This window comes from Streptomyces flavofungini (assembly GCF_014650815.1).
Lineage (GTDB): Bacteria > Actinomycetota > Actinomycetes > Streptomycetales > Streptomycetaceae > Streptomyces > Streptomyces flavofungini.
Map to the genome: position 1 here is coordinate 454849 of NZ_BMVR01000002.1, position 12358 is coordinate 467206.

At 72.0% G+C, this 12358-nt stretch carries 12 protein-coding genes; 6 read left to right on the forward strand and 6 right to left on the reverse strand.

The annotated features are described in order from the left end of the window. The first annotated feature begins 363 nt into the window (after positions 1-363). Together IE274_RS05825 and IE274_RS05830 are read left to right on the forward strand one after the other, a co-directional pair. Complete coding sequence (locus IE274_RS05825; protein WP_190114481.1) at positions 364-1962, forward strand: DEAD/DEAH box helicase; 1599 nt, start codon at positions 364-366, stop codon at positions 1960-1962. Positions 1963-2335: 373 nt separating this feature from the next. Further along, complete coding sequence (locus IE274_RS05830; RefSeq protein ID WP_190114482.1) at positions 2336-3232, forward strand: alpha/beta fold hydrolase; 897 nt, start codon at positions 2336-2338, stop codon at positions 3230-3232. A gap of 19 nt (positions 3233-3251) precedes the next feature. On the opposite strand, the gene IE274_RS05835 is transcribed toward IE274_RS05830, so the two are convergent. After that, complete coding sequence (locus IE274_RS05835) at positions 3252-4223, reverse strand: NYN domain-containing protein (protein ID WP_372447099.1); 972 nt, start codon at positions 4221-4223, stop codon at positions 3252-3254. Positions 4224-4438: 215 nt separating this feature from the next. On the opposite strand from IE274_RS05835, the gene IE274_RS05840 reads away from it, so the two are divergent. Further along, complete coding sequence (locus tag IE274_RS05840; protein WP_190114483.1) at positions 4439-4591, forward strand: DUF8834 family protein; 153 nt, start codon at positions 4439-4441, stop codon at positions 4589-4591. Between the two features lie 102 nt (positions 4592-4693). On the opposite strand, the gene IE274_RS05845 is transcribed toward IE274_RS05840, so the two are convergent. The 3 genes from IE274_RS05845 to IE274_RS05855 form a co-directional block, all read right to left on the reverse strand. After that, complete coding sequence (locus IE274_RS05845; protein WP_190114484.1) at positions 4694-5296, reverse strand: MarC family protein; 603 nt, start codon at positions 5294-5296, stop codon at positions 4694-4696. A 143-nt stretch (positions 5297-5439) separates the two neighbouring features. Beyond that, complete coding sequence (locus IE274_RS05850; protein WP_190114485.1) at positions 5440-6315, reverse strand: PHP domain-containing protein; 876 nt, start codon at positions 6313-6315, stop codon at positions 5440-5442. A 299-nt stretch (positions 6316-6614) separates the two neighbouring features. Next, positions 6615-7256 (reverse strand): DUF6758 family protein, encoded by a 642-nt coding sequence (locus IE274_RS05855; RefSeq protein WP_190114486.1) that lies wholly within the window; start codon positions 7254-7256, stop codon positions 6615-6617. Between the two features lie 146 nt (positions 7257-7402). Between IE274_RS05855 and IE274_RS05860 the strand changes: the two genes are divergently transcribed. Further along, positions 7403-8710, forward strand: a complete 1308-nt coding sequence (locus IE274_RS05860; protein ID WP_190114487.1) for an MFS transporter — start codon at positions 7403-7405, stop codon at positions 8708-8710. 13 nt (positions 8711-8723) lie between these two features. Here IE274_RS05860 and IE274_RS05865 read toward each other — a convergent pair whose 3' ends face one another. Then, complete coding sequence (locus IE274_RS05865; RefSeq protein WP_190114488.1) at positions 8724-9338, reverse strand: suppressor of fused domain protein; 615 nt, start codon at positions 9336-9338, stop codon at positions 8724-8726. Positions 9339-9819: 481 nt separating this feature from the next. Here IE274_RS05865 and IE274_RS05870 point away from each other — a divergent pair, with 481 nt between their 5' ends. Both IE274_RS05870 and IE274_RS05875 read left to right on the forward strand, forming a co-directional pair. Continuing rightward, entirely contained in the window at positions 9820-10935 is a 1116-nt protein-coding gene (locus tag IE274_RS05870) for a magnesium and cobalt transport protein CorA (RefSeq protein WP_190114489.1), read from the forward strand. A gap of 31 nt (positions 10936-10966) precedes the next feature. Next, a complete protein-coding gene (locus tag IE274_RS05875) occupies positions 10967-11494 on the forward strand; it encodes a hypothetical protein (protein WP_190114490.1) in 528 nt (175 codons plus the stop codon). Positions 11495-11545: 51 nt separating this feature from the next. Here IE274_RS05875 and IE274_RS05880 read toward each other — a convergent pair whose 3' ends face one another. Next, positions 11546-12316 (reverse strand): hypothetical protein, encoded by a 771-nt coding sequence (locus IE274_RS05880; protein ID WP_190114745.1) that lies wholly within the window; start codon positions 12314-12316, stop codon positions 11546-11548. Positions 12317-12358: the final 42 nt, after the last annotated feature.

Consider the following 12358-nt stretch of genomic DNA (forward strand, 5'->3'; position numbering starts at 1 on the left):
ATGCGCCCGCCGAATATTCGACGGGCCGCATGAATGAGGATGCCCGGTCGGTGGCCCGATCGGCTCCGACCAGACAGCCCTCCAGGGCATGCGCACCGTGCGTACGCCACAGCGGAGGGACCCCCTCAGCGGTGTGAGCGCTCGAGCGTCGGCAGTGGTCCCGTACCACCCGGCTCGCCCGGCTCGTTCCAGCAGGCGGCCGGCAGTCCCCGGCACGGTCACGACCCCCAGCGTTCGCCTCGCGCCGCGTCTCACAGAAGAGGCATTGCCCTGACTACGACTTTCCGAGAGCTCGGGATTCTTCCCGAGACAGCCGAGGCCCTTGAGGCCGTCGGCATCGTCAACCCCTTCCCCATCCAAGAGATGACGCTCCCCGTTGCCCTTTCCGGCACCGACGTCATCGGCCAGGCCAAGACCGGCACCGGCAAGACGCTGGGCTTCGGCCTGCCGCTCCTCGAGCGCGTGATCGTCCCCGCCGACGTCGAGGCGGGCCGCGCCGAGCCCGAGCAGCTCACCGAGGCGCCCCAGGCCCTCATCGTCGTCCCCACCCGCGAGCTGTGCCAGCAGGTCACCAACGACCTGCTGACCGCCGGCAAGGCGCGCAACGTCCGCGTCCTCGCCATATACGGCGGCCGTGCCTACGAACCGCAGGTCGAGGCCCTCAAGAAGGGCATCGACGTCGTCGTCGGCACGCCGGGACGACTGCTCGACCTGGCCGGCCAGCGCAAGCTGAACCTGAAGCACGTCAAGTGCCTCGTCCTCGACGAGGCCGACGAGATGCTCGACCTGGGCTTCCTGCCCGACGTCGAGAAGATCATCAACATGCTGCCGCCGAAGCGCCAGACGATGCTCTTCTCCGCGACGATGCCCGGCGCCGTCATCGGGCTCGCCCGGCGGTACATGTCGCAGCCCACGCACATCCGCGCCACCGCGCCGGACGACGAGGGCCAGACCGTGGCGAACACCGCGCAGTTCGTGTACCGCGCGCACTCCATGGACAAGCCGGAGATGGTCTCCCGCATCCTGCAGGCCGACGGCCGCGGGCTCGCGATGATCTTCTGCCGCACGAAGCGGACCGCCGCGGACATCGCCGAGCAGTTGGAGCGCCGCGGCTTCGCCTCGGGCGCCGTCCACGGCGACCTCGGCCAGGGCGCCCGCGAGCAGGCCCTCCGGGCCTTCCGCAACGGCAAGGTCGATGTGCTCGTGTGCACCGACGTCGCCGCTCGCGGCATCGACGTCGAGGGCGTCACGCACGTCATCAACTACCAGTCGCCCGAGGACGAGAAGACCTACCTCCACCGCATCGGCCGCACCGGCCGCGCGGGCGCCAAGGGCATCGCGATCACGCTCGTCGACTGGGACGACATCCCGCGCTGGCAGCTCATCAACAAGGCGCTCGACCTGGGCTTCAACGACCCGGTCGAGACGTACTCCAGCTCCCCGCACCTGTTCGAGGAGCTGAGCATCCCCGCCGGTACGAAGGGTGTCCTGCCGCGCGCCGAGCGCACCCGGGCCGGGCTCGACGCCGAGGAGGTCGAGGACCTGGGCGAGACCGGCGGTCGCGGCGGCTCGCGCGGCTCCCGCGGTCCGCGGCGCGGTGAGCGCGCCGCCGCCCGGCCGCAGGCCGAGGAGGCCGAGCGTCCGGCCCGCACGCCGCGACGCCGCCGCCGCACCCGCGCCGGCGCCCCGCTGGAGGGCGAGGCGGCCGCGACGACGGCGACTGCCCCGGCCGAGGCCGCGGCTGCCGCTGTGGCCGCGCCCGCCGTGCCGGAGGAGGCCGCACCGCGTACGCCGCGTCGCCGCCGCCGGACGCGCTCGGGAGCGGACTCCGCGACGGAGGCACAGTCGACGGCGCCCGCCGCACCAGCCGCGTCGGCCCCGGCCGCCCCGGCAGCGGAGGAAGCCCCGGCGAAGCCGCGCCGCCGCCGCACCCGCAAGCCCGCGGACTCGGCAGACGGCTAGGTCCTGCCCGGACACCCGTAACCCGCGCCCGGGGGCCACTGGCCCCCGGGCGCGGGCCTTTTCCCACCCCTGCTCCGGGGGCGGGCACTGCGGCCAGTGGGCAGCGGCAGCGGCAGCAACCACGTACGGGCCGGACGGTGCCCGGCGGGAGGGTGGGCACAGCCCGGTCCCACGGTCACTGTGATGTCCTGTGATGTGAAGTCTCACGGTCACTGTGATGCGAAGCCCCACGGTCACTGTGATGTGAAGGGAGGGGCACGGCCCCAGGCCCACGGCGCCCGTGATGTCCAGGGGAAGGGCGCCCCCGCGGCCACCGTGACGTCGGCGCAAGGGGTGCCGTTGCCCAAGGCCCAGGGGCCAGTAGCCTCGGGGCATGAGCAGGCCCCCCACTTTCACCCCGCCCGAGGGCACCCTCGCGTACCCCCTCCGTACGGAGCGCGGCGACTTCGCCGTGCTCGACACCCGCCCGACCGGCCAGGTCAAGGGCACCGTCCTGCTCCTGCCGGGGTTCACGGGGAGCAAGGAGGACTTCATCGCCCTGCTCCGGCCCCTCGCCGAGGCCGGCTACCGCACCGTCTCCGTGGACGGCCGAGGCCAGTACGAGTCCCCGGGCCCGGACGACGAATCGGCTTACGCCCAGGCCGAGTTGGCGCACGACGTGCTGGCCCAGGCGGGGGCCGCCCGCACCGCGGACGAGGGCCCGCCCCACCTCCTGGGCCACTCCCTCGGCGGCCTGGTGGCCCGCGCGGCCGTCCTCCTCGCCCCCCGGGACACCTTCGCCTCGCTCACCCTCGTCTCGTCGGGGCCGGCCCGCGTCTCGCCGTCGCAGCGCACCCGCGCCACCCTCCTCACGGACGCCCTCACGGCCCACCCGATGGACGTCGTGTGGGACGCGATGCAGGCCCTGGACCCGGTGGAGGACGCGAAGGCCGGTGCGGACGGCGGCGGCGCCGACGAGGCCGCGCTCCGCGCCCGCTGGCTGCGCAACAACCCGGCCCAGCTCATCGCCACCGGCAAGCAACTCTGCGCCGAACCCGACCGCGTCGACGACCTCGCCGCCGTACCCCTGCCCAAGCACGTCGTGTCCGGCGAGAGCGACGACACCTGGCCCGTACCGCTGCTCGACGAGATGGCGCGCCGCCTGCACGCCCACCGCACCGTGGTCACCGGCGCGAACCACTCCCCCAACACCGACCGCCCGGAGGCGACGGCCACCGCCCTGGCCGCCTTCTGGGACCGGTCCGCCAACGGCGACACGGACACGCGCTAGCTCAGGAGCACTTCTGTCATCAGTAGCACTTCTGCAAGTGGTCCCAGAAGCCGTCCCGCAGCACCCGCCGCAGGTCGGACTGGCCCCGCAGCGAGTAGTCGAGGAGCCGCTCCGCCTCGACCAGGAGCTCCTGGTCGACCGACCCGGGCAGGTAGGGGTGGCCGGGCAGCAGGCCGACCAGCGCCTCGCGGCCGCGCGCGGAGAGCCACTTCGCGGAGATCTGGGCGCCGACGAAGCGCACGTCGTCCCGTGAGGGCCGGGGCGCGGACTGCGTGCCCTCGTACGGCACGGCGGGCCGCCGCGTGACAAACGGCTTGAAGAAGTCCGCTTCGAAGGTGCGCTGGCTGTCGACCTCCCACAGCAGCGGCTCGGCCTGATTGCGGCCGTCGGGCGCGTCGATGCCCCAGAGGTGGACGCGGGCGCCGTACCCCTGTGCCGCCTCGACCGCCGAGACGAGGTCCTCGTCGCCGCCGATGAGCGCCGCGTCGCTGATCGCGCGGTGCCGCGCGAGGGACTCCAGGTCGCTGCGGATCAGCGAGTCGACGCCCTTCTGCTGGTTGTTGGCGTTGAGGTTGCCCAGGCGCACCTTGACGTCGGGAAGCTCGGCGATCGACTGCTGTTCGGAGGTGTGGATGCGGCGTCTCGCGCCGTCGTACCAGTACACGCGCAGCAGCCTGCTGTCCGCGAAGATGGTGCGCGCCTTGTCGATCAGCGCGTCGATCAGCGCCTCGGAGTCGAGGCCGAAGGCGCGCCGGTCCTCGGTGCCCGCGGCGAGCCGCCCGGCGGCGGCGTACAGATAACCGGCGTCGACGAAGATCGCGTGCGTGGACGGGGTCTTCGCCACCTCGGCGAGCATGCGCTCCAAGAGGCCGTTGGTGCGCTCGAGCCGGACCGCGATGTCACCGAACCCGCGGGCCGTGATCTCACCGATCCCACCGAACTCGCGGGCCGTGGCCTCGCCGAACTCGTCAATCGTCTCGTCCATGTCCATACGAAACGCATTGTTCCGTCCGTCACTCGGCAGGCACAACCGGTGGCTGTTACTCAGCGAACACAACCAGCCGCGATACAGTCACGAAACAAGCCGTTCATTAGACTCGCGAAAATTTTCTTTAGCGTAGGGAATGTTTGAGGGAGTCAAGCCGTTGCACCCTACGTAGCCAGCAGTTCTCCTTCAGGAGGATCACCAGACGAAGGGAGAAGCCCATGCGCTTCGAAATCATGCGACTCGACGACGTCGACGGCACCGCCGTGCACACGACCGTCGTGGACGCCGCCTCCGTCAACCGGATCGTGCAGCAAGCCGCCGCCATCGGGCAGCGCCTCTACATCCGTCCGGCCGACGCCTCGGCCTCATAACAGCGCCGAACGGCCTCATCACACACTTCAGAGCCCTGTACGGCACCGGCGCGACCGGTGCCGTACAGGGCTCTGTGCGTGTCGGGCGATCACCCGCACGGCTCAGCCGCCGCGGATCACCTGCGTGACTCCGTTGATGATCTGCTGCACGGCGATCGCCGACAGCATCATCCCCGCGAGTCGCGTCACAAGGACCACACCGCCGTCCTTGATCACGCGGATGATCAGCAGCGAGAAGCGCATCGCCACGAACAGCACCACGTGGATGGCCAGAATCGCCGCCCACACGGAGGCCTGCTCCATGCCGTCGGCGTGCTGCACGGCCAGGATCACCTGCACGATCGCGCCGGGCCCGGCGAGCAGCGGCATGCCGAGCGGCACCAGGGCGACGTTGACGTCCTTGGTCTGCTGCGGCTCGTCGGTCTTGCCGGTGAGCAGGTCGAGCGCGACCAGGAGCAGCAGCAGCCCGCCCGCGATCATCAGCGCCTGGGTGGAGACGTGCAGATAGTCGAGGATCTGCTGGCCGACGATGCCGAAGACGGCGATGACCCCGAAGGCCACGCACACCGCCTGGAAGGCCATTTTCTTCTGCACCTTGGCGGGGCGGCCCGCGGTCAGCGCGAGGAAGATCGGCGTGACCCCAGGGGGGTCCATGATGACAAAAAGGGTGAGAAAGAGGGATCCGAAGACGGCGACGTCGAACACAGTGATGGCCTTGCAGGAGTGGGTCGTACAGAACAGCGGGCGGTGGCCCGGGGCGCGTGACGCGGGCTACGGGGGCGGCGCGTGACGGGACGTGGTGGTGCGGTTCGCGGACGGCGGTCGCGCGGTACGCGGACGGGGTGGCGTTACGCCGAGAGGGCTCCGCCCGCGCCGGGCACCGGGAACGCTCCCGTCGCCCGGCGCGTGATCTCGCCGTAGATCTCGGGGTCGGTGGTGTACTCCCCGAGCACGCACGTCTTGCGGGTGCCGTGGTAGTCGCTCGACCCGGTGACGAGCAGGCCCAGGTCGGCGGCGAGGCCGCGCAGGCGGGGGCCGGACTCGGGCGCGTACGCCAGTTGTTCCGGGTGGTCGACCTCGATGCCGTCGAGGCCCGCCGCGGCCAGCTCGGCGATCGCCGACTCGGGCACCACCTTGCCGCGCTGGGCGGCGGCGGGGTGCGCGAAGACGGTGACGCCGCCCGCGGCCTTGACCAGGCGTATCGCGTCGAAGGGGTCCAGCTCGTGCTTGTCGGCGTAGGCGCGGCCGCCGTCGGCGAGCCAGTCGGGCGTGAACGCGTCCGAGACGGTCGGTACGACGCCCAGCTCGACCAGGGCCTCCGCGACGTGCGGGCGGCCGACGGAGCCGTCACCCGCGATGCGCGCGACCTGCTCCCAGGTGACGTCGACGCCCAGCTCCTGGAGCTTGCGCACCATCGTCTTGGCGCGCGGCACGCGGTCGTCGCGGACGAGTTCGCGCTCTCGGACCAGGTCCGGCTCTTCGGGGTCGAAGAGGTACGCCAGCATGTGCAGGCCCACGCCGTTCAGGCGGCACGACAGCTCCGCGCCGGTGACCAGGGTGAGGCCGGGCGGCAGCGCGGCGATCGCCTCCGCGTGGCCGCGGGTGGAGTCGTGGTCCGTCAACGCGATGACGTCCAGGCCCGCTGCGGCGGCGTTGCGCACCAGCTCGGCGGGGGTGTCCGTGCCGTCGGAGGCGGTGGAGTGGCTGTGCAGATCGATGCGCACGCGAGGCTCCACTGCGGTTCGGGCCGGACGGGGGGACTCCTGAGTCTAACGTTCCGCGCCCCTCGGCCCGCCCCGCGGCGCCTCTCGTCCCGCCCGGGGAGGTTTCAGCCCGTCCGGCGTTTGCGGACGAGGCCGCAGGCCGACCGGCGGCGCCCCGTCCGACCCGCACGGGATGTGCGCGCGGCGCCCCGTCCGACCCGCACGGGATGTGCGCGACGGGCTGGGGTCCAGGGGGGCGCGGCGCCCCGGTTCCGGGAAGGGGCGGGACCGGGGCGCCCCGCGAAGGACACCGCCCCGCCCTACGGCATCAGCAACCGCGGCGACAGCGCCCCGCACGGCACCAGATCCACCTCGGCCCCCGCGTCCCGCAGATCCGTGAGGACGATCTCGTCGTACATGAGGAGCCCGGACTGCTCGGGCCAGGCGATGGCCCAGAGCCACAGCCCCCGAGCCTCCCCGGCGAACACGGCCCGGTCATCGGGCGCACCGGGCACATGCCACATGGCAGTGGGCCGCCCAGCGGCAAGCACCTTGGCCTGGGCGGCCTTCCCGGCGCTCATGGAGGGCCCGGGATCGGGCCCGTCGATACCGGCGTACCGCGCACCGAGCCCCACGCCCAACTCCTCGGCGACGAGGACGAGTTCACCGACGCCACCGAGCGGCGCGGGCCCGGAGCACGCCACGGCGGTGGCACGCCCGCCACTCCGGTCGTCCCCGGCGCAGGCCACCCCGGTGAAGAGCCACCCGACGGGCAACGGCCACGGCATCCACACCGGCACCTGCGCACGCCGCACGACGACCTGGAGGGCCTCGACGCTGGGCGGGATCACGGGTTGCAGCGGGTGCACCGTGCCGTGCACATCGCACTGCCAGGAGTCGGCAAAGAGGCCGGGAGCCCTGACCCGGCCACCACACTTCGGGCAACTGGGTTCGCCCCTCATAGCGACCAACGGTCCTCCCCCCTCGCCGCCCCGTCAAGGACGATCACCCGTCCGGAGGCCGCCTCCTCACCGCACCCCTCCGGCCCGTCACCTCGGAAAACTAGATGTAGCTTGCATTAGTTAGATCACCTAACTACCCTGTGGGCATGGCAACGACCACGCAAGAAGAACCGGCGGACCCCGCCGAAGACGACGGCCCACCAGCCCCCGACCCCGCCTCCACCACCGGGGGCGACCCCTTCGACACCGGAGCGGGCGGCCTCCTCCGCCAGCCCAAGGCCGTATGGGCCACCGCGGGCGCCTCCGTCGTGGCGTTCATGGGCATCGGCCTCGTCGACCCGATCCTGCCGTCCATCGCCCAGGGCCTGGCCGCCACACCGAGCCAGGTCTCGCTCCTGTTCACCTCGTACTTCCTGATCACCGCCGTCGCGATGCTGGTGACCGGCTTCGTCTCCAGCCGCATCGGCGGCAAGAAGACCCTGCTCGCCGGGCTCGCCCTGGTAATCGTCTTCGCCGGGCTCGCCGGTACGTCGGGGTCGGTCGGCGCACTCGTCGGGTTCCGCGCGGGCTGGGGCCTCGGCAACGCGCTGTTCGTGTCGACCGCGCTCGCGGTCATCGTCGGCGCGGCGGCCGGGGGCAGCGCGGCGGCGATCCTGCTGTACGAGTCCGCGCTCGGCCTCGGCATGGCGTGCGGGCCGCTCCTCGGCGCCCTGCTCGGCGACGCGAGCTGGCGCTACCCGTTCTTCGGCACCGCGGCCCTGATGGCCGTCGGCTTCCTGTGCGTCACGGTGTTCCTGAAGGAGCAGCCGAAGCCCGCGCGCAAGACCTCGCTGCTCGACCCGCTCAAGGCGCTCGGCCACGGCGGTCTCGCCTCGGCGGCCGCGTCGGCGTTCTTCTACAACTACACGTTCTTCACGGTCCTGGCCTTCACCCCGTTCGTCCTGAACATGACCCCGTACAAGTCGGGCGCGGTGTTCTTCGCCTGGGGCGTGCTGCTCGCGGTCTTCTCGGTGCTCGTCGCACCCCGGCTGCAGGAGCGGTTCGGGTCCCTGAAGGTGCTCGGCGGTTCGCTGGTGCTGCTCGCGGCGGACGTGCTCGTCCTCGGGTACGGCAGCCACACCGCCGCCGTCGTCTGCACCGTCCTGTCCGGCGCCTTCATCGGCGTGAACAACACCGTCTACACGGAGCTGGCGCTCGGCGTCTCGGACGCCCCGCGGCCCGTGGCGAGCGCGGGCTACAACTTCGTACGGTGGTTCGCCGCCGCCGCGGCCCCCTACTTCGCGCCGAAGATCGAGGAGTGGAGCGACATCCACATCCCGTTCGTGGTCGCCGCCGTCACGGCGGCGCTCGGCGCGGTGGTGGTGTGGGTCCGCCGGAGCGCGCTCACGCACGACGCCGAGGAACTGGAGCCCCGGCACGCGACGGAGGACGGCGTCAGCGTCTTCGCCAACTGACCGGCAGCGGCCGTCAGTCGAGCGCCACGGACGTGCGCAGCGGATCGCGCAGGTCCGTGCCGCTGCCCAGCCAGCGCTCCTGCAGCGCCCCCGCGCCGTGCACCCGCTTCCACGCGGCCTCGTTGGGCGTCATGGGGAGGAGAGGCAGGAAACGCACGGGGTCCATCGGCTCGTCCAGGTCCAGGTCCTCGACCAGGCCGCCCGGCTCGGCGACCAGGACCGAGGTGAACGGCGCGCCCGGCCACAGCGGTTCGCCCACGTCGAGCGAGGCGCCCGGCGCCACGACCAACCCCTCCACCTGCGGCGAGGCGGCGAGCACGGCCAGCGGGCGCAGCACCTTGTCGGTGTCGACGAGCCCGGCCCGTACGGACAGGACGAGTTCGGCACGCGGGCCCTTCACCGGATCGGCGAGGACGGCGGTGGGGTCGGCCATCGGCTGGGCGGACATGCCGAGCGTCGCGTACCGCACGACGGGCCCGCTCCGCTCCCCCAGCTCCCCGGCCGCGCGGCCTGTGAAGCGCAGCACCTCGATGCGGTCCGTGCCCAGGAACGTCACCGCCGCGCGTGCGTCCGGTTCCCCCAGGCCACTACGGAGGCGGGCCTCGACCAGCGCAAGAACATCAGCCATGACGCGAGCATAGAACTCGTCAGTGATGGGTAAAGGTGGGGGTTCGGCGCACCAGTCGGCTGATACTGTTGGCCGCTGGCCCGGGCAGCACGCAGAAGCGTCGCCTTCAAGCCCGGACGCAGGAGACGGCGCCTAGTCGCGCCTGGGACCTCCCCTACGGGGGACCGGCCGGAGGAGGTGGGGCTGCAGTGGATCGAAGTCGACCGTGCAGTACCACTCGCTCTTCCGCCCGCTGAGCATTCCGCAGCAGCGTAGCTGCGGCCCTTCGTACGGCACCCGGGAACGGCACGTTCGCACCCGGCACCTGCCGTGCGAGACGGAAGAGCACCGCGTTTCACCTGATCTGCATCAGTAGCGTTGCTGCCAACGCGACGGTGCGGTGCTCCCCGCTTTGTGGACGTGCCAGAACCCGCAGCAGGACGTCCCCATTCCGGGCAGTTCCACCCGCCGCAGGCGGCCCTTTCGTCGAAGGAGCCTGCCCATGTCGATGATCCGTGACCTGCGTGACGCCGTGCGCCCGTCCCAGCGCAAGGACAGCACCTCCTACAGCTCGTACGACACCACCCGCGACCCCAGCGCCGTCTCCGCCGTCGTGGACTGCGCCGTCTACCGCGACGGCCGCCGCGCCACGTGCGACGAGACCCTGACGCCGCACGAGGCGATGCTCCAGGTGCGCCGCGACGGCGGCTTCGCCTGGATCGGCCTGCACGAGCCGACGGAGGCCGAGTTCGCCGGGATCGCCGCCGAGTTCGGGCTGCACCCGCTGGCCGTGGAGGACGCCGTCCACGCCCACCAGCGGCCCAAGCTGGAGCGCTACGACGACACGCTGTTCACGGTCTTCAAGACCATCCACTACGTCGAGCACGCCGAACTCACCGCCACCAGCGAGGTCGTGGAGACCGGCGAGGTCATGTGCTTCACCGGCCGGGACTTCTTCATCACCGTCCGGCACGGCGGCCACGGCTCGCTGCGCGCGCTGCGCCGCCGCCTCCAGGACGAGCCGGAGCTGCTCGCCAAGGGCCCCTCGTCGGTCCTGCACACCATCGCCGACCACGTCGTCGACGGCTACCTCGCCGTCGCCGACGCCATGCAGGTCGACATCGACGACGTCGAGAACGAGGTGTTCGCGGCCACCGGCAAGGGCGTCTCGCGCGGTGTCGACGCCGGGCGGATCTACCAGCTCAAGCGCGAGGTCCTGGAGTTCAAGCGCGCCGTGTCGCCGCTGCTCCGCCCCATGCAGCTGCTCAGCGAGCGGCCCATGCGGCTCGTCGACCCCGACATCCAGAAGTACTTCCGCGACGTCGCCGACCACCTCGCGCGCGTCCAGGAGCAGGTCCTCGGCTTCGACGAACTCCTCAACTCGATCCTGCAGGCCAACCTCGCGCAGGCCGCCGTCGCGCAGAACGAGGACATGCGCAAGATCACGTCCTGGGCGGCCATCATCGCCGTACCGACGGCCGTGTGCGGTGTCTACGGCATGAACTTCGACCACATGCCGGAACTGCACTGGCGGTTCGGCTACCCGATGGTGCTCGGCCTCATCGGCACGGTCTGCTACGCGATCCACCGCACCCTGAAGCGAAACGGCTGGCTCTGAGCCCGGCCGGGGGTCTCGCTAAGCTTCCCGCATGACTGCTGACGCGCTGTTCGGCCGCGCCCTCGTCGAGGAGGCCACGAAGAAGTCGGGGCTGATCTGGGTGCGCGGCGCCGCGCCCGACGGCCCCGTCCGGGCCCTGTGGCACGTCTGGGTCGACGGCGCGGCCCACCTCGTCGGGGACGGCCCCGGCGAGCAGCCGCTGCCGGACCTCGTCGACGGGGCCGGCGCCGAGGTCACCGTGCGCAGCAAGGACAAGGGCGGCCGGGTGATCGCGTGGACCGCCGCGGTGACCGAGCTGGCGCCGCGCTCCGAGGCCTGGGAGGCGGCCGTCGCCGAACTCAAGGGCAAGCGCCTGAACGCCCCCGACGGCGAGCGGATGGTGGAGCGCTGGGCCGCCGAGTGCCGCGTCCTGCGGCTGACGCCGGTCGGGTCGAGCACGGACCTGCCGGACGGCTCCCTCGCGGCGGCCCCGCTGCCGACGGACGCGACGACCCGCAAGCCCGTACCGGCGGCGCTGCCGCGGCTGCTCCTGGGCCGCAAGAAGAAGCAGAAGCGTTAGGACCTGTCCGGCGCGACGCCGCGCCGATCCGTCGGACAGGCCCCGGGCCCGTCACTGCGTGGGCAGTTGCTTGCCGTAGTCCACCGTCTCGTCCTTGCCCGGCTCCTCCAGGACGAACTCCTTGCCCCACTCGCTGAGCCGCAGCGTGCCCGCGCCGCCCGCGCGCTGGAGCCGCACCGGATAGGGCTTGCCCTCCAGGGACACGTCCAGCGTGCCGCCCGCGCCCTCGTCCCCCGCGATCTTGATGACGTGCTGGGTGCCCGACTCGGACCGCTCGCCCTTCGACAGCTTCCCGTGCAGCGCGAGCGTCCCGTCGAGCATCAGGTCCTTGTCCGTGAAGCCGCTGAGCTGCTGGTACGAGGGGTCGCCCGCGGGCACCTTCACGAACTTGCCGTTGAGCTTGGCCGCGGCGGACCGGTCGCCCGCCGCGCCGCCCGCCTTGCCCTCGGTCTTGTCCTCGTGCGCCCAGAACCCCGAGTCGGCCTTCAGGTACAGGTGCTCGCCGACGCGCAGGAGCTGAAACGTCCCGCCCTTGGAGGTCACCGAGCCCTCGCCGCCCGAGCCCTTGAGGCGCATGTCGAGCTTGTACGTCTGGCCCTTGCTGACGACGGTGCCGGACAGACGTACCGCGGCGGCGCCCTTGGCGGCCTGCCGCGTCTTGATCTGGATCTTCGCGGCCGACAGCTTGCCCACGCCGTTGGTGCCCGCGTCCGGGTCCTCGCCGCCGCCACCGCATCCCGTGAGGCCCGCGCCGCCCATCAGGACCCCCGCGCACACCGTGCTCACCAGCGCCGACCTTCGGGTACGGCGGGCCTGTCGCATCGCAGTCACAGGTGGCGCTGCCTCTCGTGCGGACGTCCTCTA

Excerpts from the sequence above, each read along its gene's own strand:
- IE274_RS05840 (WP_190114483.1), top strand. The coding sequence starts at position 4,439 with ATGCGCTTCGAAATCATGCGACTCGACGACGTCGACGGCACCGCCGTG.
- IE274_RS05880 (WP_190114745.1), bottom strand. The coding sequence starts at position 12,316 with ATGCGACAGGCCCGCCGTACCCGAAGGTCGGCGCTGGTGAGCACGGTG.
- IE274_RS05870 (WP_190114489.1), top strand. The coding sequence starts at position 9,820 with ATGTCGATGATCCGTGACCTGCGTGACGCCGTGCGCCCGTCCCAGCGC.
- IE274_RS05855 (WP_190114486.1), bottom strand. The coding sequence starts at position 7,256 with ATGAGGGGCGAACCCAGTTGCCCGAAGTGTGGTGGCCGGGTCAGGGCT.
- IE274_RS05860 (WP_190114487.1), top strand. The coding sequence starts at position 7,403 with ATGGCAACGACCACGCAAGAAGAACCGGCGGACCCCGCCGAAGACGAC.
- IE274_RS05875 (WP_190114490.1), top strand. The coding sequence starts at position 10,967 with ATGACTGCTGACGCGCTGTTCGGCCGCGCCCTCGTCGAGGAGGCCACG.
- IE274_RS05835 (WP_372447099.1), bottom strand. The coding sequence starts at position 4,223 with ATGGACATGGACGAGACGATTGACGAGTTCGGCGAGGCCACGGCCCGC.
- IE274_RS05865 (WP_190114488.1), bottom strand. The coding sequence starts at position 9,338 with ATGGCTGATGTTCTTGCGCTGGTCGAGGCCCGCCTCCGTAGTGGCCTG.
- IE274_RS05825 (WP_190114481.1), top strand. The coding sequence starts at position 364 with ATGACGCTCCCCGTTGCCCTTTCCGGCACCGACGTCATCGGCCAGGCC.
- IE274_RS05830 (WP_190114482.1), top strand. The coding sequence starts at position 2,336 with ATGAGCAGGCCCCCCACTTTCACCCCGCCCGAGGGCACCCTCGCGTAC.